Below are 24791 nucleotides of genomic sequence, written 5' to 3'. Positions count from 1 at the left end.
CATCAATGTCCCCGGATTGCGACGTCACGGATTGGCCGCAACGGTTAACGAACGGCAAATCACCGGTCGAAGCTCTCCTAGCATGCCGCTTGAAGCGAGGCGAATGCGGAAACCCTTTTCAGGACACGATTTGATTCAGAAAGTTACATCGGGTGCGGACGAAAAGCGCTGTCTTTTGAACGGCGTGCACGATGCCCTTCACGTGTGGCGAGCGCCCTGCTCACGCGTCACGACAGGCCGCGAAGGTAACGGTCGATGCGTCTTCACGCCTGCGTGTTGGCTACGGCGGGAGGTAACACGGTGGATCCCGCCGGCGAAGGAGATCACGTCACATCGCGGGAGAACACCCATGACCCTCAGCCTTGCCTCGCTCCGCTACGCCTCATCCTTCGCCGTGCTGCTCGCCTCGCTTGCTCCGTGGTCGCCGTCGGTGGCCGCGGTGGATCGGCCTGTCGTCATCGAGCTCTTCACCTCGCAGGGCTGCTCCTCCTGCCCGCCTGCAAATGCCTATCTGAACGAGCTGGTGCGGCAGCGCCGCGACGTGCTGCCGCTCGCCTTTCACGTCACCTATTGGGACCGGCTCGGCTGGAAGGATCCGTTCTCGTTGCCGGCCGCCACCGATCGCCAGGCCCGCTACGGCAGCCGCTTCGGCGACGGCTCCTACACGCCGGAGATCGTCGTCGACGGGGTGACGGGTCATGTCGGCTCCAACAGGGCCGAGGTGGGAGCCGCGATCGATCGCGCCAGGGGCGCGAGCGCGACGGCGGCGCGGCTCAAGCTCGCGCGCGATGGCGACAGGCTCACGGTCGAGGTCGACGGCGGCGAAGGACGCGGACGCCTCCTCCTGGTCGGCTTCGATCATCGGCATGAAACGGCGATCCGCCGCGGCGAGAATGGCGGCCGCACGCTGGAGGAGCTCAACGTGGTGCGCTCGGTGCGTCCGCTCGGGGATTGGAGCGGCACCGCGCTGCGCCTCACCGAACCCATGCCGGAGGGCGAGGATGCCGCCGTGATTCTCGAAGCGGCGGACGGGCGCATCGTCGGCGCGGCGCGATTGTAGTATGCGGTCAGGAGGAGGCGCAGTACCGGTGCCAGAACTGGCGGTAGCCCTCCTCCACCTTGCGCGTGTAGGTCTCGACATTGCCGGCGGCCGAGTTGGCAACCATGGCCGGCAGTTCAGCACGCAGCTTCGCCAGCGTCGCGGGTGCGGCAGCATATTTCAGCGCGATGGCGATGTAGCCGTCATCGTCGGAGGCCACGAAGTCGCCGAGCCCGACCGCCGTGTTGATCGCCGCCGCCGCGCGCGCCGCCGCGCCGTGGCCGAGCTTGGCGATGACGGGGACGCCGGCCTGCAGCGACTCCCAGGTGCTGACGCCGCCATTCTGCGGGAACGGGTCGAGCGACACGTCGATGCCTGCGAACTGCGCGATGTGCTGGTCGCGCGTCGACAGGCCGAGGCAGGTGATGCGCTCCTGCGCGATGCCATGCGCCACGAACCGCGCGACGAGGCCGTCGCGCAGCAAGGGCTCATCGAGCGCGCCGTTCTTGATGACGATCCGCGAGCCCGGCAGCGCGCCCATCAGGCGGGACCAGAGCGCGAGCGCAGGCTCGGAGATCTTGTCGATCCGGTTGAAGACGCCGAACGTGACGGTGCCGTTGCGCAGCATCGGCAGTGGCGTCGGCTGCCATCCCGGCAACGGATCGGTGGTGATCACGGCCGGCAGATCATAGACCTGCTCGGCAAACAGCGGACGCACAGCCTCCGGCACCGTCACCGGATCGGCGAAGAAGTAGTCGATGGTCGGAAGCCCCGTGCCGGTGCCGCTGCCCCACGCCGTGACCTGCACCGGCGCCGGCTTGCGCGCGAACACCGGCAGCCGGTTGCCGGCGGAATGGCCGGAGAGGTCGACGAGGATATCGACCTGATCGGCCTCGATGCGATCGCTCAGTTCCTCATCGGACATCTGCCAGGCGTCGACCCAGAGGTCGGCGGCGGAACGGCATCGCTCGGTCATGCCATCCTGCAGCGGCGAGCAGGAATAGCAGACGACCCTGAACGCCTGATGGTCGTGGTGGCGCAGGACCGGCAGGAACACCAGGGCAGCCGAGTGATTCCTGAAATCGGACGAGACGTAGCCGATGGTGAGCCGCCGCTCCGGATCGCGGTCGCGGACCGGCGGCGGCCGGCGCGTGATCTTGCTGCCGATCCTGGTCCACCATTCCCGGCGTACCGCCTGATGCTGAGCGAAATCGGTATCCGGCATGAAGTCGAGCAGGAAGATCTTCGCGGTAATCGCATCACCGAAATCCGGCTTGATCTCGAGCGCACGCTCGAAGTGCTGCAAGGCCGTCGCGAGATCGCCCTGCTTGCAGAAGCATTCTCCGAGCCAGGTCCAGGCAACCTCCGACTGCGGGTTCTGCTCCAGCACCTTGCGGCAGGCATCCATCGCCGGCGCGATATTGTCCTTGATGGCGCTGAGCTGCGCGAAGCCCAGGAGCGCGACGTCCAGCCGCGGATCGAGCGCCAGCGCGGCCTCGAAATCGGGCATCGCCTTGTCGAAACGTCCGGCCTGCTGATGCAGCCGGCCGCGCTGCGCCAGCACCTGCGCGGCGTTGGGTTTGATCGCAAGCGCGGCGTCGAATGCCGCGAGCGCCTCGTCGGAATGGCGCAGATTGATGCTGGCGAGTCCCTTGCCGAACATCGCCTCCATGTGACGCGGGTTGAGCGACAACGCGCGATCGAAGCTCTGATTGGCCTCCGCATTGCGGGCGAGCGGAAGCAGCGCCATGCCGCGATTGCAATAGGCGTCGGCATAGTCGGGCTTGAGCGCGATCGCCCGGTCATGCGCGGCGATCGCCTCCTCGGGCCGGCCCAGGCGCATCAGCGTGTTGCCGAGGCCCGTGAGCGCCACGAGCAGATTCGGTTTCAGCGCGATCGCGCGCTCCTGGCATTTGCGCGCCTCGTCGAAGCGCTTGCGGTTGAACAGCGCGAGACCGAGATTGGAGAGCGCCTCGGCATGCCGCGGCTCGATCTCCACGGCCCTGGTCAGGGCCTGCTCGGCGAGGTCGAGCTGGCCGCCGTCGAGCGCCGTGACGCCGAGCAGGTGCAGCGCATCGAAATGGTCGGGAAGCAGCGCCAGAATCTGGCCGCAGATCGCCTGCGTCTCGGCGTGACGGCCGGCACGATACGCCGCCACGGCGCGCGGCATGAGCTCATCGGCCTGCTTGCGATGCTTCTTCTGCAATCTCGCATTCTGGAAGGCGCGAGAGCCGACATTGCTTGCCAAAAGACTTGCCTCCATGAGGAGCGTGCAGATCGCGGGAACGCGGTGAACTCACATGCGGCACGAGCGGATGCCGCGACACAAGAACTATCCGGCGCAATGGCGGCGCCAGAACAGGCGGTAGCCCTCCTCGACCTTGCGCGCGTAGGTCTCGACATTGCCCGCGGCCGAGCTTGCCACCATCGCCGGCAGAGCAGCCCGCAGCTTGGCGAGCTCCGCCGGCTGAGAGGCCCACTTCGCGGCGAGCGCAACATACCCCTCGTCGTCCTCGGCGACGAACTCGCCGAGCCCGACCGCCGTGACGATCGCGGCTGCGGCGCGCGACGCCGCGCTGCAGCCGAGCCTGGCGATGACCGGCACGCCGGCCTGCAGCGATTCCCAGGTGCTGACCCCGCCATTCTGCGGAAACGGATCGAGCGAGATGTCGACCTCGGCAAACTGCGCGATCTGCTGCTCGCGCGTCGACCAGCCGAGACAGACGACGCGCTCCGGCACGACACCATGGGCGGCGAAGCGCGCCAGGAGACGATCGCGCAACAAGGGATCATCGAGCGAGCTGCTCTTGATCACGATGCGCGAGTCCGGCAGCTGCTGCATGATGCGGGTCCAGACGATCAGCGCAGCGTCGGAGATCTTGTCGAGCCGATTGAACACGCCGAAGCTGACAAAGCCGTTATTGAGCATCGGCAGCGGTGTCGGCGCGATGTCAGGCAACGCTTCGGTGGTGATCACCGCCGGCAGGTCGTAGACCTGCTCGGCGAACAGATGACGCACGGCGTCGGGCACCGTCACCGGATCGGCCAGGAAATAGTCGATGGTCGGCAGGCCGGTGCCAGTGCCGCTGCCCCAGGCCGTGACCTGGACAGGTGCGGGCTTGCGGGCAAACAGCGGCAGCCGGTTGCCGGCGGAGTGGCCGGAGAGATCGACCAGGATATCGACGCCATCGGCCGTGATGCGGTCGGCGAGTTCGTCGTCCGACATCTGCACGGCGTCGACCCAGAGATCGGCGCAGGCACGGAATTGCGCGGTCACACCGTCCTGCACCGGCGAGCAGGCGTAGCAGACGATCGCGAAATTCTGCGGATCCCGATGCCTGAGTACCGGCAGGAATGTCAGCGCGGCCGAATGATTGCGGAAGTCGGACGAGACGTACCCGATCGTCAGGCGCCGTTCCGGGTCGAGATCGCGCTTGGCCGCCGGCCGGCGCGGGATGTGGGCGCCGATCCGCTGCCACCATTCGCGCCGCGCCGCCTGCTGGAGCGCGAAATCGGCCTCCGGCATGAACTCGAGCGTGAAGATCTTGGCGGTCATCGCCTCGGCGAAATCGGGCCTGATCTCGAGGGCGCGATCGAAATGTGCGACGGCCGAGGCGACCTCGCCCTGCTTGCCATAGCAGACGCCGAGCCACAGCCAGGCCTCCTCGGAGCGCGGATTCTGCTCCAGCACCTTGCGGCAGGCGTCGACGGATTGGGCGACGTCCTTGAAATGGCCGAGCTGGGCCTTGCCGAGCAACGCCATCTCCAGCATCGGATCACGCGCCAGCGCCGCCTCGTAGTCCGCCTTCGCCTGGTCGAAACGCCCGGCCATCTGATGCAGCCGGCCGCGCTGGGCGAGCACTTGCGGTGCACCGGGCTTGATGGCGAGCGCCGCATCGAAGGCCGCGAGCGCATCGGTCACGTGACGCAGATTGATGCTGGCGAGCCCCTTGCCGAACATCGCCTCCATGTGGCGCGGATTGAGCGACAGCGCGCGGTCGAAGCTCTCGTTGGCCTCCGCGTTGCGACTGAGCGGAAGCAGCGCCATGCCGCGGTTGCAATAGGCGTCGGCATAGTCGGGCTTGAGCGCGATCGCGCGGTCATGCGCCGCGATCGCCTCCTCCGGCCGGCCCAGGCGCATCAGCGTGTTGCCGAGGCCCGTGAGCGCCACGAGCAGATTCGGTTTCAGCGCGACGGCGCGCTCCTGGCATTTGCGCGCCTCCTCGAAGCGCTTGCGGTTGAACAGCGCGAGACCGAGATTGGAGAGCGCCTCGGCATGCCGCGGCTCGATCTCCACGGCCCTGGTCAGGGCCTGCTCGGCGAGATCGATCTGGCCACCGTCGAGCGCCGTCACACCGAGCAGATGCAGGGCATCGAAATGGTCCGGCAGCAACGCCAGGATCTCGCCGCAGATCGCCTGGGCCTCGGCCCGCCGACCACCGCGATAGGCGGCGACGGCCGTGGGCATCATCGCGTCGGCCTGCTTGCGGTGTTTCTTCTGCAGCCTCGCATTCTGAAACGCACGGGAACCGACATCGCTTGCCAAAGACGGCCTCCGAATAACGCGTGGATCTACATATCGGGCTTGTTCACGCGCGACCTTGCTTCAGGCCGCGACGGATGGGCCTCAGCCGCCAGTAGCGCAATAGCGGCGCCAGAACTGGCGATACCCCCCCTCGACCTTGCGCGTGTAGGTCTCGACGTTGCCGGCGGCCGAGTTGGCCACCCGCATCGGCAGCTCCGCACGGAGCTGAGCGAGCTCGGCCGGCCGCGCCGCGTGCTTCAGGGCGATCGCAATGTACCCCTCGTCGTCCTCGGCCACCCAGTCGTCGAGCCCGATCGCCTTGACGATCGCGCCGCCGGCCCGCGACGCTGCACTGTTGCCGAGCTTGGCAACCACGGGAACGCCGGCCTGCAGCGATTCCCAGGTGCTGACGCCGCCATTCTGCGGGAACGGATCGAGCGAGATGTCGATGTTGGCGAACGCCGCGATGTGCTCATGGCGCATCGAAGCGCCGAGACAGGTGAGGCGGCTCTCGCCGACGCCGTGCGCGGCGAAGCGGGCGATCAGCGTGTCGCGCAGGAATGCATCCTCCAGCGCGCCGTTCTTGATGACGACGCGGGCGTCCGGCAACGCTTGGAGCAGCGCCGACCACACCCTCAGCACCTCGTCGGAGATCTTGTCGACGCGGTTGAAGACACCGAAGGTGACGTAGCCGTTGCGCAGCATCGGCAGCGGCGTCGGCTGCGCGTCCGGCAGCGGATCCGTGGTGATCAGCGCCGGAAGATCGTAGACCTGCTCGGCGAACAGCGGCCGCACCGCCGATGGCACAGTCACCGGATCGGCAAAGAAGTAGTCCATCGTGGGCAATCCCGTGCCGGTCGCATTGCCCCATGCGGTGACCTGGATCGGCGCGGGCTTGCGGGCGAACACGGTGAGCCGGTTGCCGGCCGAATGACCGGAGAGGTCGACGAGAATGTCGACCTGGTCGGCCTGGATGCGATCGGCCAACTCATCGTCGGAGAGCTGAGATCCGTCGACCCAGCCGTCGGCCGCCGCCTTGCACTGCTCGGTGACCGAATCGACCAGCGGCGAGCACGAGTAGCAGATGACCTTGAACGCCGCGTGGTCGTGATGGCGCAGCACCGGAAGGAAGGTCAGCGCGGCCGAATGGCTGCGGAAGTCGGACGACACGTAACCGACCGTGATGCGGCGATCCGGATCGCGGTCGACGGCGGCGAGCTGGCGCTGCGGGATGTGCGCGCCGATCCGCTCCCACCATTCGCGGCGGACGGCCTGATGCACGGCGACGTCGGCGCCGGGATAGAAATCGAGCGCGAAGATCTTCTTCATCATTGCATCCTCGAAATCCGGCTTGATCTCGAGGGCGCGGTCGAAGTGCTGGATGGCGCCGGCCGTGTCGCCCTGCTTCGCCAGGCACGTGCCGAGCCAGATCAGCGCGACCTCCGACGCCGGATTCTGCTCCAGCACCCGCTTGCAGGCGAGCATCGCCGGAGCGATCCGCTCGGTGAGCACGCAGACATGCGCCTTGCCGAGCAGCGCCGCCTCGAGCCCGGGGTCGGTCGCCAGCGCGGCATCGAAATCGGCCTCGGCCTCGGCGAACCGTCCCATCTGCACATAGAGGCGGCCACGCTGCGCGATGACAGCCGCCGTGCCCGGCTTCATGGCAAGCGCGGCGTTGAAGGCGGCGAGCGCCTGCTCGAGGTGCCGCAGATTGACGCTGACCAACCCCTTGCCGAAGGTCGCCTGCATGTGCCGCGGCGCCAGCGCCAAGGCGCGGTCGAAGCTCTGTCTCGCCTCTTCGTTGCGCAGCAGGAGCAGTTGCGCCATGCCGCGATTGCAGTAGGCGTCGGCGAAGTCGGGCTTCAGCGCGATGGCGCGGTCATGCACCTCGATCGCCTGCGCGAACAGCTGCATGTTCATCAGGGTGTTGCCGAGGCTCGTCAACGCCGTGGCGAAATTGGGCTTGAGCGTGACGGCGCGCTCCTGCACCGCGCGCGCCTCCTCGTAGCGCTTCATGCTGAACAGCACGAGGCCGAGATTGGCCAGGGCCTCGGCATTGCGCGGCTCCACCGCGACGGCGCGGGTCAGGGCCTGCTCGGCGAGGTCGAGCCGACCGCTGTCGAGCGCGGAAGCGCCGAGAAGGTGAAGAGCGTCGAAATGATCGGGCACGAGGGCCAGCGCCTGACCGCAGATGGCCTGGGCATCGGCATGCCGGCCCGCCCGGTAGGCCTCGACGGCCTTCGGCAGCAGGCCGTCGGCCTGCTTGCGGTTCTTCTTCTGCAGGCGCGCGTTCTGGAACGCGCGCGATCCGATCGTGCTTTGCAAGGAAGCTCTCCGGCGGACGACGTCCGGGGCTGTCTAGCACGGCTCGCGTGATTCGCGGCGAGACCCCGCCCTACTCGCGGCGGTAATCGTCCTCGATGCGGATGATGTCGTCCTCGCCGAGATAGGACCCGGTCTGGACCTCGATCAGTTCCAAGAGGATCTTGCCCGGGTTCTCCAGCCGGTGCACCGCGCCCATCGGAATGTAGATCGATTCGTTCTCGTGCACGGTCTTGACGGTCTCGTTCACGGTGACCCGCGCCGCGCCGCGCACTACGATCCAGTGCTCGGAGCGGTGATAGTGCTTCTGCAGCGACAGCCGCTGGCCGGGCTTGACGATGATGCGCTTGACCTGATGACGCTCGCCATTGTCGACCGACTGATAGCTGCCCCAGGGCCGATGCACCTTGATGTGCGCCTCGGTCACTTCGGGCGCGACGGTCTTGAGCTTGGCGACCAGCCGCTTCAACCCGTTGGCATCGCGCTGGCGCGACACCAGCACGGCATCCTGCGCCGCCACCACGACGAGATCGTCGACGCCCTCGAGCGCGACCAGCGCCTTGTCGGTGACCACGTTGCAGTTGCGGGAATCCTCGAACACGGCGGTGCCGCGCGCGGCATTGCCCTGCTCGTCCTTGTCGGACAGTTCCCAGACCGCATGCCAGGAGCCGACATCAGACCAACCGCACGACACCGCCACCACGGCGGCACGTTCGGTCTTTTCCATCACGGCATAGTCGATCGAGATCGGCTTGGCCGCCGCGAAGGCATCGGAGTCCAGGATGATGAAGCCGAGGTCGCGGCCGGCCTTGGAGACAGCGTCGATCACCGTCTGCACGCTGCCCGCATCGAACTTGCGGTATTCATCGAGCAGGACCGACGCGCGGAACATGAAGTTGCCGCTGTTCCAGAGATAGCCTTCGCGAATGTAGCGCTCGGCGGTCGGCTGATCCGGCTTCTCGACGAACTTCGCGACGGCCCGCACTTCCCCGGATACCGATGCACCCGGGCTGATATAGCCATATTCGGTGGCCGCGCGCTCCGGATTGACGCCGAAGGTGACGATGCGGCCGGCCTCGGCGGCCGCGAGCCCCTGCCGGCACGCCGCGAGAAAAGCGGGGGTGTCACGGACGACGTGATCGGCCGCGAGTGCCAGCACGACAGCGTCCTGATGGCGCGACTGGGCGAACGCCGCTCCGGCGGCGATGGCCGGGCCCGAATCGCGCCGCATCGGCTCCAGCAGCACGTCCGCCTCGATGCCGATCTCGGCCAGTTGCTCCAGCACCATGAAGCGATAGGCCAGATTGGTGATGATGATCGGCCGTTCGAACAAGTCGGCATCGGATACGCGCAGCAGCGTGTCCTGGAACGTGGAACGGGCGCCGAACAGCGGCAGGAACTGCTTCGGGCGAACCTCCCGCGAGGCCGGCCAGAGCCGGGTCCCGGCGCCGCCGCACATGATGAGAGGAATGATGCGTCCGGTCATGAATCAACCCGTTAAATTCGGTGATAGTCGCGGTACCATTTCGCAAAACGTCCGATGCCGTCGGCGATCGACGTCGCCGGCCGGAAGCCGATGTCGCGTTCGAGGTCGCTGACATCAGCATAGGTCGCCTCGACGTCGCCGGGCTGCATCGGCAGCATTTCCCTGATGGCCGGCCGCCCAAATTCCTTCTCCAACAACGTTATCACGTCCATCAGCTGTTCGGGATGATTGTTGCCGATATTGTAAATCCGCCATGGCGCCCGGCTGCTCGACGGATCGGGCCTGTTTCCATCCCAATCCGGGTTTCCCTGGGGCGGGCGGCCGATCAGGCGGACGATGGCCTGCACGATGTCGTCGACATAGGTAAAATCACGCCGCATCCGGCCCTGATTGAACAGCTTGACCGGCTGCCCGGCGAGGATGGCCTTCGCAAAGATGAACATCGCCATGTCGGGACGGCCCCAGGGGCCGTAGACGGTGAAGAAGCGCAGCCCGGTGGCCGGCAGGCGGTAGAGATGGCTGTAGGAATGCGCCATCAGTTCGTTGGCCTTCTTGCTCGCCGCATAGAGGCTGATCGGATGATCGACATTGTCCTTGACCGAGAACGGCAGCTTGGTGTTGGCGCCATAGACCGATGAGGACGAGGCGAACAGCAGATGCTCGCAGCCATGATGGCGGCAGCCTTCGAGGACGTTGATGAAGCCTTCGAGATTGGCGTCGACATAGGCGTGCGGATTTTCCAGCGAGTAGCGCACGCCGGCCTGAGCGGCGAGATGCACCACGACCGGAAAGCGATGCTGGGCGAACAGCGCCTTGATGCCGGCGCGGTCGACGAGATCGAGCTTATGAAAAACGAAACCCGGCTGCGCCTTCAGGATCTCGAGGCGCGCCTCCTTCAGCTTCGGATCGTAATAGGCGTTGACGTTATCGATGCCGATGACCCGGCGCCCCTCCGCAAGCAGCCGCTGCGACAGGTGGAATCCGATGAAGCCGGCGGCGCCGGTCACGAGGATGGGATGATCTGCCATGGTCGCTCCGTCAGGGTCGCCACAGTTCGATGGCGGCGGGTTTGCTCGCGCGGTCGAGCTTCATCTTCACGTCGAGCACGAGGCCGCTCTCCTCGCGCAGCAGGCCCTGCACGAGAGCCCAGCCTCCGGCGAGATACTGATCGTGCGACACGGCCAACACCACCGCGTCGGCTGGGCGCAGCGCCTCGATCGCCGTCAGGCCGATGCCATACTCCTCGTGCACCGCCGCTGCATCGGCGAGGGGATCGGCGATCTGCACCTCGACGCCGAACGACTGCAATTCGCTGATGATGTCGATCACCCGCGAATTGCGGATGTCCGGCACGTTCTCCTTGAACGTCATGCCGAGAATGGTGACGACGCCCCCCCGGCCCTTCCGCCGCAGCAATCCGCGGATGCATTCGCGCGCGATGCGCCGGCCCATCTCGTCATTGATGCGGCGGCCCGCCAGGATCACCTCGGGATGGTAGCCCGCCTTCTCGGCGCGGTAGGTGAGGTAATAGGGATCGACGCCGATGCAGTGGCCGCCGACCAGGCCGGGGGTGAACGGCAGGAAGTTCCACTTGGTCGCGGCAGCCGCGAGCACGTCGCCGGTATCGATCTCCAGTGCCTGGAAGATCAGCGACAACTCGTTCATGAAGGCGATGTTGAGATCGCGCTGGGTGTTCTCGATCACCTTGGCCGCCTCGGCGACCTTGATCGATGGCGCGCGATGGATGCCAGCGGTGACGACCGAGCCGTAGACGGCGGCGACGATCGCGAGCGTCTGCGGATTCTGTGCCGAGACCACCTTGGTGATGGTCTCGAAGCGATGCGTCTTGTCGCCGGGATTGATGCGCTCCGGCGAATAGCCGACGTTGAAATCCGTCCCCGCCTTCAGTCCCGAGCAGCTCTCCAGCAACGGGACGCAGTCTTCTTCGACGGCGCCCGGGTACACGGTCGACTCATAGACGACGATGTCGCCGCGTTTCAGAACGGCCCCCACCGTGCGCGTCGCGGCCAGCATGGCGCCGAGATCGGGCCGCCGCGCGCTATCGATCGGGGTCGGAACGGTGACGATGAAAAAATCGGCAGTCGCGATATCATCCGGCTCGCTGGTGAAGCGCAGGCCTGGCCGGCGCAGGTCGGCCGCATCGACCTCGCAGGTCCGGTCCCTTGCATCCTTCAGCTCCGCGACCCGGACCGCATCGATATCGAACCCGATCGTCGGGCAGCCTGTCCGCGCGAACGCAGCCGCGACCGGCAGGCCGACATAGCCAAGGCCTATCACCGCAATCTTCCGGCCATGAGACATAAATTGATATTCCGGTCGTTTCGGAGGCCATTGACGCCACCCCTGCGACTGTTTAGCCACCGGTGCATCAGGACCGCAAGGGGCGGCTAAGGCTCCCCCTCGACCGGGGTCCGGCCTTGCCAGGACGGGAGTTGCGCGTATCGCACTCGGCTTGGACCGTTTCAACCAAGAGCGAAGCCAGCCTGGCATGCGTGCGTTTTTGATTCTTCTCCTCCGGATCGTGGTGTCGCTGGCCCTGCTGTATCTCGCGTTGCGCGGGATCAACTTTGCGGCGATCCGCGAACGGCTCAGCCAGATCAACATCGGCTGGATCGGGCTGGCGGTAGCCATCACGCTGGTGCAGATCTTCATCGGCGCCCTGCGGTGGCGCGAGATCTCCGCGCTGTGCGGCGCGCCGCTGACGGACCTGCAGGCGTTCCGCTACAACATGATCGGCGCCTTCTTCAACCAGACCCTGCCGTCCTCGATCGGCGGCGATGCCGTGCGTCTCTGGCTGATCGGGCGCACCGGCGCCGGCTGGCGCGCGGCCAGCTACTCGATCCTGACCGACCGCGCCGTCGGCTTCATTGCGCTGGCGCTGATCATCGTCTCGAGCCTGCCGTGGAGCTATGGCATGATCGCCGACGAGCACGGGCGGCTGGCCCTGGTGCTGGTCGACGCCGCCGCGCTGGCGGCCGGCGTCGGCTTCCTCACCATCGGCCATCTGCCGGCGGCGTGGATGAAGGCGTGGTGGCCGACGCGTCACGTCTATGCCTGCTCGGTGATCGCGAACAAGGTGATCTTCGGCCGAACCACGGCTGCGAAGATCGCCGCGCTGTCACTGTCAATTCACGTGCTGGCCGTCGTCATTGCCTGGTGCGCGGTGCGCTCCATCGCGGCGCCAGCCGCATTCGAACAACTGTTCCTGCTGACCCCGCCGATCATGCTGATCACGATGCTGCCGATCTCGATCGCCGGCTGGGGCGTGCGCGAGGCGACGATGATGGTGGCTTTCGGCTATGCCGGCCTGGCGCCGGCGGACGGCACCGTGGTCTCGATCCTGTTCGGCGCGGTCTACTTCATCGTCGGCGGCATGGGCGGGCTGGTGTGGATTCTCAGCGCCGAAAAAGGCGCCGGCCGCCTCGCCGTTCCCGCGACGGTCGAAGACTGACCTGGATCATGATGCGATTCCACGGAATCGCATCATGATCTCATCTCTTTGTTTGAGCATGATCTTTTCGGAAAACCGGTTTCCACTTTTCCGGATCATCATGCTCTAAGCGGCGCGCGCCCATTCGTCGTGCCAGGCCTGCGCCATCAGCACGTTCCACAGCCAGTAGGAATGATTGTGGCGGCGGCTGAGATGCTCGTCGAACATGCGCGTCACCCGCACCGGATCGAACAGGCCCTGCCGCCTCAGCCGCTCCGGCGACAGCAGGTCCGAGGCCCAGGATTTCAACGGCCCACGCAGCCACGCGTCGAGCGGAATGCTGAAGCCCGTCTTCGGCCGATCGATCATCTCGGCCGGTACGTGGCGATACAGCACCTGCCGCACCAGCCATTTGCCGCGGCCGTCCCGCACCTTCATGCCGGCGGGCACCTTGGCGGAGAACTCGACGACGTCCTTGTCGAGGAACGGCACACGCGTCTCCAGCGCAACCGCCATCGCCGCGCGATCGACCTTCTGCAGGATGTCGTCGCTGAGATAGCTGAGGGAATCCGCCAGGGTCATGCGGTCGAGCGGATCGAGCCGCGCCGCGAGCTGCCGCATCTCGCTCCCCGCCCAACTCTCCTGCTCCGTGCCACCCACCACCGTCCCGGCCGGATCCTGATCGATCGAGCACAGCGCCCGGTAGAGGCCATCAAAGCCGTCGGCGGCAATGACGCGGCCGAGCTTGGCCACCTGATCGCCGGCATGCCGAACCTTCAATCGGGCCGGCAACACCGGCTGCAGCGCCCTGAGAACCGTCTCGGCCGGCTCTGGGGCGATCGCGCCGAGAACGGCGCCAATGGCACGCCGCAGCGGCATCGGCACGCGACCAAGACGCGCCTGCAGCGCGCCGCCCCAGACATGCCTGTTGTAGCCGCCGAACAGCTCGTCGCCCGCGTCACCTGACAATGCGACGGTCACATGCCGGCGCGCGAGCTGCGCGACCAGATGCGTGGGGATCTGCGAGGAGTCGGCGAACGGTTCGTCATAGATCCGCGGCAGCTTCGGCACCACGTCCATCGCGGTCCGCGCATCGACGTACAGCTCGGTATGATCCGTGCCGAGATGCTGGGCAACCCTGCGGGCGTCCTCGGCCTCGTTGTAGCCACCTTCGGCAAAGCCGATGCTGAAGGTGCGGACCGGCTGGCTCGCCCCCGCCTGCATCAAGGCCACGATGGTCGATGAGTCGACGCCCCCGGACAGGAACGCGCCGAGCGGCACGTCCGACAGGCACTGCCGCTTCACGGCGACCGACAGCAACTGCTCCAGCCGATCGACGGCCTCGCGCTCGTCGGCGATGCGATCCTCCTGGGCGGCAGCGACGCGATCGCGCAGCGACCAATAGGGTTGCGGCAGTGGCCAGCCGCCGGGAGCCGCATCCAAGGCGAAGCTCACGAACGACGCCGGTGGCAGCTTGCGGATGCCGGTCCAGATCGTGGCAGGCGCAGGCACGTAGGAATAGCGCATGAACGCCGTGAGCGCCGCGCGGTCGAGCGACGGCGCCCAGGAGGGATGCGCCGCCAGCGCCTTGAGCTCGGAGCCGAACACCAGATCGGCGCCGCTCCAGCCGTAGAACAGCGGCTTTTCGCCGAAGCGGTCGCGCGCCAGGATCAACTGCCGAGTTTCGGCGTCCCAGAGCCCGAAGACGAACATGCCGATCAGGCGCTGAAGCGCCGGCTCAACGCCCCATCGGCTGATCGCGGCGAGCAGCGTTTCGGTGTCGGAATGACCGCGCCAATTCGGCGCGGCGCCGGCGGCCTCCAGCTCTGCACGGACATCGAGATGGTTGTAGATCTCGCCGTTGAAGGTGACGGTGTAGCGTCCGCAGGCACTGTGCATCGGCTGCGCCCCGGCCTCGGAGAGATCGAGGATCGCCAGACGGCGATGTCCGAAGGCAAGCCCCTTCGCAGCACTGATCCAACTGCCGGACGCATCGGGGCCGCGATGCGCCAGCGCTGCCGTCATCCGTTCGACGATCCCGGCCAGTTGGGCCTGGTCGGCTCCGCCGAGGCGAAACAGGCCGGCTATGCCGCACATGGTCCCCTCTCCGCCGCTTCGTCCCCCATCTGCATGGCTCAGTGACCCTCACCAGCGTCGTGCAGCAATTCCGTCTCATGATTGGCCAGGAAACCGAGGCTCGGACGGCTGGTGCCGTAGTAATAGGGCAGCCCCAGCGCACGCCTCCAGCGCGACAGCAGTCGTGCGCCATCGTGATCGCCTTCGAATTCAGCCAACCGACCGTCGGCGATGGCCAGGACCTCATCCGCCGTGTGGCGGATGTCGTCCGCCGAGTTGGTCTCCGGATGCGCGCCGCTCCGGCCCAGCACGGCCGCATCGAACACGCGCCAGCGCCAGGGCGACGTCGTCAGTTGGTGCTGCGTCAGCACGGTGCCGTCTGCCAGTCTGACGGGCTTGAGGGCAAAACGGACGTTGCTGTTCCATAGCTGGGCGTCGGTCGTGATCGCATTCACGATCGCACAAGGAATGCCGAAACTGACAGCGACATTCGTCAACCCGGACGTCGTCCCGATGAAGGCGTGGGCGTGGCGGATCAGGTGGATGTCCATCGGCTCCGATCTGAATTCGCTCAGCGCGTAATCGATCGTGCGAGCCATCGGCGGAAGCCTCGGCGAGTTCGGACCACCGAGCTTGATGACCCATCCGCCACGGGAGGCGATCAGACGAATGGCGTCCAAAGACGTCTCGATCGGCGCATTGCGGTGGGTCTGCCCTGTGCCCATGAACTCGAAATAATGCGCTGCGTCCCGGGTGTGCAGGCACACATACCAGTCGTCGGGCTTCATGCCGTACCTGGAACGGAACGCATCGAAGCGAGCCGCAGCGGCGGCCGCACTCCGGTCGTAGGCATCACGCAACGGATGCCCTCTGCCCTCACGCTCCCATTGCTCGATGGCGATCGCACCCGCGTCCTGCCAGGGCACGACCCGCCCATCCGGCAGCCTGAACGCGTTGAAGTTCAACCCGCACCAGCGCTGCAAGGACAGCAGCTCCTCACCCAGTCGCTCCGATACGGTTTCGCCGATCACCACGACCTTGCCGAAACCTTCAAACAGCTTGAAGAAGACCGCGTTGGCGATGCTATCGGGACGGACGACGATCACGGCTTCGCCTGACCACCAGCCCAGCTCTCGCATCCGAAACAGAATGTCGAGCATGCCGAGATGGCCGATCTGCGTCGCCCATTCCTCAGGAACGAGCCGCAGCGTATCGAAGGTGAGGCCGAGCCGGTCGAGCAGACGCTTCAACTCATCAGAAAGCGGTGGCGGCGATGCCCGCAGTTCCCGCTGCGCATCCAAGGCGCGCTCATACAACCGAATTGCAATCTCGCCGCGACCGACATGCATCACGCGCTGGCCCGTGAAGTTGCACAGGTCGAACAGCCGGCCGGGAGCGCCGCAGAGGAAATCGAGGCTGTTGGGAACATAGCGCGGTGAATTCCGAGCTGCGATGTTCTGGTGGGGACGGAAAAAATGCAGGCTGCTCCGACCCGCCCAGAACATCGCGTCGAGCGCCGCCGCCTCATCCCCTTCGATCACGTCGACCATGGCCTTGTAGAAGGCGAGATCGACCATCGCTTCGAGCTGTTCGGGCTTCGCTCCCGCCGCGGCATCGCGCGCTTCCGAAAACTCGCCCAGTTCGAACAAGGATCGAACCAGCGCGTATCTGGTGTCCGCATCATCGAACGCCAAGGTTTCGCGGCCGACAGTCCCGGCCGCCTCGCGATAGGCACCGATGCTGCTCAGGGCTTGAATCGAAGCGCCGGGGAAATATCGGCTGAGAGCCGTCGAAAAACGAAACTCCGGCCGAGCTGCAAGATGCGACGTCGCATAGGGAAAATAGGCCTGAGCAAGGCGCCGCCGGAGTGGAAGTCTCGCGGCGAAAGCGATGACCAGACCAAGGAACACCGCGCGTCGCGGCAGCAGATTGAGGGTCGCTCCGACTATGACGAAGACCTGGTAGACAAACCGTCGGCGGCCGCCGCGCATCGGCCTTTGCTTTTGCAGTTTCATACGACCAAGTTCCACACAACCTTGAAATCCCGGATTCCGCGCGTTCGGATCAAGGCGGAGCCTGGACGACCGGCCATTCAAGTCGCCTGCGCGCCAAGGATCACGTCTCAGGATAAGGACAATACGCTCGCCGGGTCCAATGGGAGAATTCCCCGTGGAGACATCGCCGCCGCAAATGCCAACCAAGGATTGAGCCGATTGGATCGCAGCTATAACAGAGGTCCCGGGAATTTTCCAAGCCGAACATGGGGATGAACGCGAGCAAAACCGGATGAAATGAGGATTCAGAATCTTAAGCCCGGCGCCGATTGGTCTCGGGGAGTCCCACCTGATGAGCGAGGGCTCGGACGAAGCGTGTCGGACGACCCCGCGTGGAGGCGGCGGCTCCTCCTTGGTTGGAATTCAGCAAAATCGGCATCATTTGCCGTCGCCAACTCCAACGGGAAATGCCCGCTTGAAAGCCGCCGTCTTGACGATCTCGCGAGCGAGATAGCTCGTAAAGATCTGCGCTCCGTGCCTGTCCAAATGGCCGCCGCCGTCGATCGTCGTCAGGCCATCGAATGGCGGCGCGATCAGTTCGATGTTCAATTCCTTCGCCAGTTCTGCGGCCTGCTGGACGCAGGACTGGCTATGCGGGACCAATGTGAGCACGGCCTCTCCGCCCACTTCCTGGAGAAATCTCTTCGCATAGTCGACAATCGCGGGGGTCGTATGGCAGTCGGGATCGCGGGCCGACAGCATCGGCTTGTTGCCCAAGGCGACATAGCCCGGATTGTCATCCAGCCCCATGTCACCATCAGCGATGTTGCGATAGAGGCCGGTGGGCGAGAAATGGCCGTTCTGATACGCCGCAATCAAGTCCTCGATACGCCAGTGCAGATTGCGGCCGACCACCGTCAGGTACCCCCGTAGTCGGTTGCGCTGGACGGCGGCAATGGGCTGCTTCTGCGGACCAAGAGTGACGTTGAGGTCGTTGCTGAAGAAGTGCACGAACTGATCGTCGGCATTGATGATCCACAGACGCGGACGGATTTTCCAGCGTTGGATCACGAGCCGCGAGAACTCACCGCCGCGAATGCCCACGAAGGCCATGTTGTAGATCCCCAATCGACCGAGCACCGGCGATTGCGCGAGCGTCTGCCGGTCTACGGCATAGCTGACGAAGGACGGACCGAGAAAGACAATGTCAGACTGCTCGGCGGCTCCGACCGATCCTCCCAGATTGCTGTAGAAGATATCCTGGTCCTGGATCTGCGGAATGCTGCGGCCTCCAAAATCACGATACCAGTTGGTGTCGCTTTGGCGCGGAATCTGCAACAGCCCATCGCGCAACGTCCACGCGTCGAATGAGAAGAGCGACAAGCCGAGCGAAAACGCGAACGCGGCCGCCAGGCCGACAATTCCGACTGCGATGAGATAGCGCCCGAATCCGGCCGGTTCAGCTGACTTTTCCGGTGCAGACCGGCCGACTGTCGACATGACGCAATTTCCGCTCGATAGGTTGTCTCGGTGGGTGTCGTGGCAGCTGCTTTCGGCTCCGACGACGAGAGTCTAGACACGACGTCAGCCGGTGGAACAGAGGGCTTCCCACTCCTCCCAAGTTTGCTTTGCGCGGGAGCGCAGACCTATCGGGATGTCATCTGCATGATCCATCGAGGGGTTTCTTCGCCGCTGCGGTCGTCGGCAAGAGTGATTGCGCGCCCCCCGTCACGGCGGCGTTGGATTGGCGTCGTTGGGTCGAATTTTGAGCTGCCATAGCAGAAGAATCATTGATCGAAAAGGGTCCGCCCTGTTCGAGAGGCCGGCCGCACGTCGCCACCGTCAGCAGGCGGCATCCCCCGAAATTCGCAGTTGGAGAGGCGCACGCAACTTGGCAGCGCCCTCAATCATTGATAAAGCAGCGCAATATGCAGCAACATCAAGAAACTTGTTATGCTCTTCACGCAGTTTGAGTTTCTGTTCCTGTTCCTGCCGGTGACTCTGGTCGGTTATTTTCTGCTGGCTCGCTTTTTCGCCGCCCCTGTCGTGCGCCTCAGCTGGCTCGCCGCGGCGTCGCTCACCTTCTACAGCTATTGGGACATCCACTTCGTCCCGATCATCCTAATCTCCATCGCCTTCAACTATACGATGGGTCTGCTGATTGCCGGACAGACCGGAAAGCTCCGCACCGGCCTGTTTTCCGCTGCCATCACGCTCAACCTGGCCGCGCTCGCGTTCTACAAATATACGAATTTCGGCATCCAGATCCTCAATGCGATCACCGCGTCGAAGCACCCCTCGCTTGCGATCGTTCTCCCGCTTGGCATTTCGTTTTTCACCTTCACCCAGATCGCCTACCTCGCCGACGTCTATGGCGGGTATTCCGATGAACGAAGCTTTGTGAAGTACGGCCTGTTCGTCACGTATTTTCCGCATCTGGTCGCCGGCCCGATTCTCCATCACCGCGAGATGATGCCGCAATTCGGCTCGGAGGAGAGCCGACGGATTTCCATCGAGAAGGTCGCGGTCGGCCTTACGATTCTGACCATCGGACTTTTCAAGAAGTCGTTCATCGCGGACGGGTTCGGCCTGATCGCGAATCCCGTGTTCCACGCCGCCAATTCGAGCCACCTTCACCTGATGGACGCCTGGGGCGGCGCGCTCGCCTACTCGCTGCAGATCTACTTCGATTTCTCGGGCTACTCCGACATGGCGATCGGCATTTCGATCATGTTCGGGATCCGGCTGCCCTTCAACTTCGATTCCCCCTACAAATCGCTGAGCATCGTCGAGTTCTGGCGCCGTTGGCACATCTCGCTGTCGCGCTTCCTCCGCGACTATCTCTACATCCCGCTTGGCGGCAATCGCTACGGCGAGCACCGGAGAAACGCCAACCTCTTCGCCACCATGCTGCTCGGCGGTCTCTGGCACGGAGCAGGCTTCACCTTTATCATATGGGGAGCGCTGCACGGGCTGTTTCTGATCGTCAATCATCGCTGGGGCAAATTCGTCGCACAGCGACCGGCCCTCACCCGCCTGTCGGCGACCGCCTGGTATGCGGTGGCGGCGCTCTTGTTGACACAGTTCGTCGTGGTTCTGGCGTGGGTTTTCTTCCGGGCCGACAATCCGAATGCCGCGGTCAGGCTCATCAAGGGGATGCTCGCCCTGTCCAACCCGGAGAAGATCACGGCAACGAACCTCGTCGATCCGCGCCTCATGATCGCAATCCTGGCAGGCTATGTCGCCTGTTTCACCCTGCCCAACGTGAACACGATGTTCGAGCGCTGGAAGGTCGGACTGGACACCTACCACAACCCTCGTCCCTGGAGCATTCTGAACCTGAAGTGGCGACCGTCCCTGCCGTGGGCCATCGGAACTTCGATCGCGCTGGTGGCGGCGGTTCTGATGAACATCATCGCCGGAGACACCTCCCAGTTCCTCTACTTCCAGTTCTAAGCTATCACCGCGTGCACCGCAGTGCTTTGCGCTGATGTTAATGAGCATGGTTTCAGACGACCGCTGCATGGATGATCAACCGCGGCCACCGCTTTCAGTGCAGTCGATGGATTGCACGCGGCGTTACGTCACGACGGTTCTGGCGACCTCCGCGCTGGCCGGCTACCTGCTTCCCGCGACTCTTTTTCAACTAGCCCGGCCATTCGGCGCTACGAAAACTCTGCAGGATCTGGCTGAGTCCCAGCGAAAGAACCCCGGGCAAATCGTGCTTCCCTTTGATCTGCGCTACAATGCAGCGTTCAAGTTGGCGAGGCTCGAGCAGGAGCGTCCCGAAGTCATCTGGATCAGTTCATCGCGCGCAGGGTCGTTTCGTTCCGCCCATTTTGTTCCATACAGCTTCTACAATCTCTCGTTCACGGCTTGGACGACTGACCAGATGGTCGATCTGTTCGAGCGCGCCACACGGTTCGCGCCTCCCCGGGTCGCCATTCTCTCACTGGATCACTTCTTGTTTGCCGAGCGTTGGGAAGAATGGTTCGCTCTTCCACGAAAGATGCGTTACGATCTCGCGCTCACCTATGTGAGATCAAGCCTTTTGGATTTCGCGCGGACGGCAGCGCGCAATCCGGCGCCATTCCGGAACTACGCCAGCTCGCCGACGGCCTTCGTCGGCACCCAGTCCATCCTTCATGGGGAAGGCTTCCGCAGTGACGGATCCTACCTCTATTCACCGGCACATATTGCCGATGCGCGCTCACGTTACTTGAATGCCGAAACGCTCGCCGGGAGCCTTCCTCGCGCGCCAGGCGTGTCGTCACGGCTGAAACAGCCGATCGCTCGACTCGCGGAAATCGCGAAATCTCGCAAGGTAAAGCTCATTGGCGTTCAGTTGCCGTTCATTCGGGCTGGCGTTGATCTTCTAGATCGCGAACAGGACGGTCCTCAGAGGTTCGGTGCTTGGCGAGAGTTCGCGAGCAAGCAAACTCGGGACTGGATGCAGGAGATGGGAATCCGCTTCTTCGATTTGGCGCGCCTAACGATGGAGCATGAGACGGCCAGTTTCGTGGACGCCTACCATTTGGCGGAGGCCGGCGCCGCCCGAACGATGCTGCATTTGCTGAATGATCCGGATTTTGGAGCTGAGTTTCCGAGGATCGACCCCTCAGAGATCCGGCGATCACTCGCTTCTTCACCGCAAACCTGAGCACCATACAACGCTCTTTGGCCAGCACCTCTGAGTCGTCAGCTCGACACGTGGACAGTCAACGTCCGAATGTTGCTTGTTGGGGGCCAAGATGGCCGAGCTTTGCGGCAGGAGACGGAATGGATACAAGCCCGTGACCCGGTATATCGCGATAGTCATAACGCTGTTCGCTGCCGCGTTCGTGCCGCTGCTGGCGATGTTGGAATGGGCGGGCTGGCAATTGGGCGCCACGGTTCCGCTTTCAGTGATCGCGGCGGAGCAGTCACAAAGCGACCGGCTCGTCTGGCTTGGGACGTTCAAGGACTATGCCGCTTACAAGCTGGAGCGAATTAGGCGAACTCGCCCTGAGATCTTGCTGGTGGGAAGTTCCCGCTGCGGCCAAGCCCGCGAACAGATGTTTCGCCCCTATCGCAGCTATAACGCCTGCCTGACGGCTTGGCCTCTCGCGCACGTCGTAGATTTCGTCGATCGCGCGACCAAAGCTGCGAAACCGCGCGTCGTCGTCGTGGCGCTGGATTACTTCCTGTTCGACGATTCCCTTGCCGATGCCTGGACAAAGGAACGCACGATGGACTTCGCACAGGGGCTCGATGCACACCGGCGAGAGTTGCACAGCGTGGTAGAGTTCGTGATCCGGACTGGGGGAAACATCGAAGCAATCCGGTCCGCGCTCTTGATTCCGCAGTTCGATCCTGTGGACAACAACAAACTGGTCGGTCCAGAGGCGATTCGCGGGAAGTTCGGATTCCGCAAGGACGGCTCGGTCATAGTTGCCCCACCCTATCGAAGCGCATGGGCCGAGACGATGTCTAGAGGCGCTCAATACATCCTGTCGTTCTGGGGTACATCCCACCTCAGCGAAAGGCAGTTCCTGGAAGTCGATCGCTTGGCCCGACTGTCTCGCGAACGAGGCTTTTCGGTGGTTGCGATCCAATATCCGTTCCTGGAAAGCGCGGCAGCCTTCCTCGATACCGATGAAGCCTACCGGCCCTATTCTGGTCACTGGCGCGAGATCAGGAGTCCACAGACCGTCGAAAGATTTGCGCAGCTTGGCATCCAGTTCTTCGATATGAGCCGCACCGAGATATCGCGCGATTCCGGCAACTTCTTCGATCCCGCGCATCCCTCGGAAAGGGGCATGCTCAAGACCTACCTCGCCCTGCTGGACCGGACCGAGTTCAGCAAGCTGTTTCCGCGGATCGACCGCAGCGCCTTGGCAGCCGATCTCGAAAAGGGACAGGGTGAACAGTTCGATCTCTATCACTGAGGCATGCTGCGAGAGACTTGCGTCCTCCGAGGCTTTTCCGATTGGCCCGCCCACCAGCGAAGCAGTTCGTCTCTCGTCGGAGCATCCTCGGATCCATCCTCCGCCTGATTCGTCAGCAAAGATGCTGAGCATCGCGGAGAAAGGATGATGAGCTCTCCGGAAGCCGCATTCCAACGCGACCACACAACCGTAAGCTAACAGGACTGTTTGTGCTGCTGCGCACACCTGATAAAGAGACCGCTGGAAATGACCGCCGCCGGCCCCTCCATCGCTCCGATCGGGGGACCGTGCTTGTTTTTTCGCAACGAAATCAATGTCGAGCATGAAAGATGCAGATCGGAACGGGATTCGCGGTGCAGATGTGCCGGGCGACAGCGACGCTTTGCATCGGAGTTCCTCGGCCCGCGAATGACACGGTGGCCGATTATCCGACCTCAGCCCGATCGAACCGGAGGCGAATTCCTTGGATCAGGTGATCGATATGAGTGAGATGGATCTGGCCTGTCAGACTGTTCGCGCCTCCTGCGACTCCGGGCAGACGATTGCGTTCGTGTCCGGCAACTTCAACGTCGTGCACCCCGGACATTTACGGCTTTTGAAGTTCGCCGCCGAGCAGGCCGACGTGCTGGTCGTGGGCGTCAATCCCGATTCGACGCCTGGCGTGACCCTGGCGCAGGACATGCGCCTCGAAAATGTGCGTTCCATCGCCTTTGTGCACCATGTCGTGCGCTTGGAAACATCGGCGTCCGACTTCATCGCGCATCTGAAGCCGACGGTCGTCGTCAAGGGCAAGGAGTTCGAGGATCGCGCCAATCCCGAGCAGGAGGCCGTGGACGCCTATGGCGGACGGCTGATCTTCTCGTCCGGTGAATTGCGCTTTGCGTCGCTGTCGCTGCTGGAACGCGACGCCAACATCGACATCTCCACGGTCCGCAAGCCGCAGGAATTTCCCAGGCGCCACGGCTTCGAGATCGCGAATCTGAAGGATCTGCTCCGCAAGCTGTCCGGCATGCGGGTCGCCGTCATCGGCGACCTGATCGTCGACGAATATGTCACCTGCGATGCGGTCGGCATGTCCCAGGAGGACCCGACCATCGTCGTGACGCCGCTGATGACCCGCACCTTCGTCGGCGGCGCGGGTGCGGTTGCGGCGCATGCGCACGGGCTCGGCGCCGACGTGAAATTCTTCACCCTGGTCGGCGACGACGAAGCGGCGCGGTTCGCCCGCAACACGCTCGAACAGCATGGCGTCAACTTCAACGCCTTCACCGACCAGAGCCGGCCGACCACGCGCAAGCAGCGTTTTCGCGCGCTCAACAAGACGCTGTTGCGCGTCAATCATCTGCGCCAGCACGCGTCGGATGCCGACCTGCAGCGGCAGATGCTGACCTCGGTCGAGCGCGCCTTGAAGACCTGCGATCTGCTGCTGTTCTCCTGCTTCAACTACGGCTGCCTGCCGCAGGATCTGGTCGACGCGATCGCCGATCGCGCCCGCGCCCAGGGCGTGATGATGGCGGCCGACAGCCAGGTGTCGTCGCAGACCGGCGACGTCTCCCGCTTCAAGGGCATGACCCTGCTGACGCCGACCGAGCGGGAGGCGCGCGTCGCACTGAACGACTTCATTTCGGGTCTCGCCGTGATCAGCGAGCGGCTGGTCGAACGGGCCCGCACCAAGAATCTCGTGATCACGCTCGGCGCCGAGGGCGCGCTGATCAACACCATGGCGGACGGCACCTTCACCTCGGACCGCCTGCCGGCGTTCAATCCATCCCCGAAGGACGTGTCCGGTGCCGGCGACAGCTTCTTCATGGCCTGCTCGATGGGCCTGCGCGCGGGCGCCGATATCTGGCAGGCCTCCTATCTCGGATCGCTGGCGGCTGCCCTCCAGGTTTCCCGCGTCGGCAATCTGCCGTTGACGACGGCGGAATTGGTGCGGGAAATCGACGAGACCGGATTCAGCCAGGAGTAGGA

15 protein-coding genes are annotated in these 24791 nt (G+C 64.3%); 6 read left to right on the top strand and 9 right to left on the bottom strand.

Translation table 11 applies throughout. The features are described from left to right. The first annotated feature begins 349 nt into the window (after positions 1-349). Positions 350-1060 (top strand): DUF1223 domain-containing protein, encoded by a 711-nt coding sequence (locus ACQR03_RS20930; RefSeq protein ID WP_315753213.1) that lies wholly within the window; start codon positions 350-352, stop codon positions 1058-1060. 7 nt (positions 1061-1067) lie between these two features. On the opposite strand, the gene ACQR03_RS20925 is transcribed toward ACQR03_RS20930, so the two are convergent. From ACQR03_RS20925 to ACQR03_RS20900, 6 genes are all read right to left on the bottom strand, one after another. Next, a complete protein-coding gene (locus ACQR03_RS20925; RefSeq protein ID WP_434841852.1) occupies positions 1068-3287 on the bottom strand; it encodes a tetratricopeptide repeat protein in 2220 nt (739 codons plus the stop codon). An 84-nt stretch (positions 3288-3371) separates the two neighbouring features. Further along, complete coding sequence (locus ACQR03_RS20920) at positions 3372-5585, bottom strand: tetratricopeptide repeat protein (protein WP_434841828.1); 2214 nt, start codon at positions 5583-5585, stop codon at positions 3372-3374. Between the two features lie 81 nt (positions 5586-5666). Further along, a complete protein-coding gene (locus ACQR03_RS20915; protein ID WP_434841827.1) occupies positions 5667-7889 on the bottom strand; it encodes a tetratricopeptide repeat protein in 2223 nt (740 codons plus the stop codon). Between the two features lie 70 nt (positions 7890-7959). Then, positions 7960-9372, bottom strand: coding sequence for a mannose-1-phosphate guanylyltransferase/mannose-6-phosphate isomerase (locus ACQR03_RS20910; protein ID WP_434841826.1), 1413 nt, complete (start codon positions 9370-9372; stop codon positions 7960-7962). An 11-nt stretch (positions 9373-9383) separates the two neighbouring features. Continuing rightward, complete coding sequence (locus ACQR03_RS20905; RefSeq protein ID WP_315753218.1) at positions 9384-10400, bottom strand: NAD-dependent epimerase; 1017 nt, start codon at positions 10398-10400, stop codon at positions 9384-9386. A gap of 10 nt (positions 10401-10410) precedes the next feature. Next, positions 10411-11694, bottom strand: a complete 1284-nt coding sequence (locus ACQR03_RS20900; protein ID WP_315753219.1) for a nucleotide sugar dehydrogenase — start codon at positions 11692-11694, stop codon at positions 10411-10413. A gap of 187 nt (positions 11695-11881) precedes the next feature. On the opposite strand from ACQR03_RS20900, the gene ACQR03_RS20895 reads away from it, so the two are divergent. After that, positions 11882-12844 carry a lysylphosphatidylglycerol synthase transmembrane domain-containing protein gene (locus tag ACQR03_RS20895; RefSeq protein WP_315712786.1) on the top strand — a complete coding sequence of 321 codons (963 nt, stop codon included), beginning with the start codon at positions 11882-11884 and terminating at the stop codon, positions 12842-12844. Positions 12845-12949: 105 nt separating this feature from the next. Here ACQR03_RS20895 and asnB read toward each other — a convergent pair whose 3' ends face one another. The 3 genes from asnB to ACQR03_RS20880 all read right to left on the bottom strand — a co-directional run bounded on the left by asnB (position 12950) and on the right by ACQR03_RS20880 (position 18393). After that, on the bottom strand, positions 12950-14920 hold the full coding sequence (gene asnB / locus ACQR03_RS20890) for an asparagine synthase (glutamine-hydrolyzing) (RefSeq protein ID WP_316192919.1): 1971 nt from the start codon (positions 14918-14920) through the stop codon (positions 12950-12952). 38 nt (positions 14921-14958) lie between these two features. After that, positions 14959-16914: a TIGR04372 family glycosyltransferase gene (locus tag ACQR03_RS20885; RefSeq protein ID WP_316172937.1), complete on the bottom strand. Its 1956-nt coding sequence runs from the start codon at positions 16912-16914 to the stop codon at positions 14959-14961. Positions 16915-17331: 417 nt separating this feature from the next. Beyond that, entirely contained in the window at positions 17332-18393 is a 1062-nt protein-coding gene (locus ACQR03_RS20880; protein WP_316172938.1) for a hypothetical protein, read from the bottom strand. A 453-nt stretch (positions 18394-18846) separates the two neighbouring features. On the opposite strand from ACQR03_RS20880, the gene ACQR03_RS20875 reads away from it, so the two are divergent. The 4 genes from ACQR03_RS20875 to ACQR03_RS20860 all read left to right on the top strand — a co-directional run bounded on the left by ACQR03_RS20875 (position 18847) and on the right by ACQR03_RS20860 (position 24789). After that, positions 18847-20349 (top strand): MBOAT family O-acyltransferase, encoded by a 1503-nt coding sequence (locus ACQR03_RS20875; RefSeq protein WP_315753223.1) that lies wholly within the window; start codon positions 18847-18849, stop codon positions 20347-20349. Between the two features lie 67 nt (positions 20350-20416). Further along, complete coding sequence (locus tag ACQR03_RS20870) at positions 20417-21553, top strand: hydrolase (protein WP_315753224.1); 1137 nt, start codon at positions 20417-20419, stop codon at positions 21551-21553. 133 nt (positions 21554-21686) lie between these two features. Then, complete coding sequence (locus ACQR03_RS20865) at positions 21687-22820, top strand: hypothetical protein (protein WP_315753225.1); 1134 nt, start codon at positions 21687-21689, stop codon at positions 22818-22820. Between the two features lie 481 nt (positions 22821-23301). Further along, entirely contained in the window at positions 23302-24789 is a 1488-nt protein-coding gene (locus tag ACQR03_RS20860) for a PfkB family carbohydrate kinase (RefSeq protein ID WP_409977946.1), read from the top strand. Positions 24790-24791 lie beyond the last annotated feature (2 nt).

It is taken from the genome of Bradyrhizobium sp. HKCCYLS3070, assembly GCF_051167575.1.
GTDB lineage: Bacteria > Pseudomonadota > Alphaproteobacteria > Rhizobiales > Xanthobacteraceae > Bradyrhizobium.
This window is presented reverse-complemented; position numbering and strand designations above follow the sequence as displayed.

Coding starts and splice junctions, on each gene's coding strand:
- ACQR03_RS20910 (WP_434841826.1), bottom strand. CDS start 9,372: ATGACCGGACGCATCATTCCTCTCATCATGTGCGGCGGCGCCGGGACC.
- asnB (WP_316192919.1), bottom strand. CDS start 14,920: ATGTGCGGCATAGCCGGCCTGTTTCGCCTCGGCGGAGCCGACCAGGCC.
- ACQR03_RS20905 (WP_315753218.1), bottom strand. CDS start 10,400: ATGGCAGATCATCCCATCCTCGTGACCGGCGCCGCCGGCTTCATCGGA.
- ACQR03_RS20860 (WP_409977946.1), top strand. CDS start 23,302: ATGAGTGAGATGGATCTGGCCTGTCAGACTGTTCGCGCCTCCTGCGAC.
- ACQR03_RS20895 (WP_315712786.1), top strand. CDS start 11,882: ATGCGTGCGTTTTTGATTCTTCTCCTCCGGATCGTGGTGTCGCTGGCC.
- ACQR03_RS20870 (WP_315753224.1), top strand. CDS start 20,417: ATGGATGATCAACCGCGGCCACCGCTTTCAGTGCAGTCGATGGATTGC.
- ACQR03_RS20900 (WP_315753219.1), bottom strand. CDS start 11,694: ATGTCTCATGGCCGGAAGATTGCGGTGATAGGCCTTGGCTATGTCGGC.
- ACQR03_RS20880 (WP_316172938.1), bottom strand. CDS start 18,393: ATGTCGACAGTCGGCCGGTCTGCACCGGAAAAGTCAGCTGAACCGGCC.
- ACQR03_RS20885 (WP_316172937.1), bottom strand. CDS start 16,914: ATGAAACTGCAAAAGCAAAGGCCGATGCGCGGCGGCCGCCGACGGTTT.
- ACQR03_RS20930 (WP_315753213.1), top strand. CDS start 350: ATGACCCTCAGCCTTGCCTCGCTCCGCTACGCCTCATCCTTCGCCGTG.
- ACQR03_RS20875 (WP_315753223.1), top strand. CDS start 18,847: ATGCTCTTCACGCAGTTTGAGTTTCTGTTCCTGTTCCTGCCGGTGACT.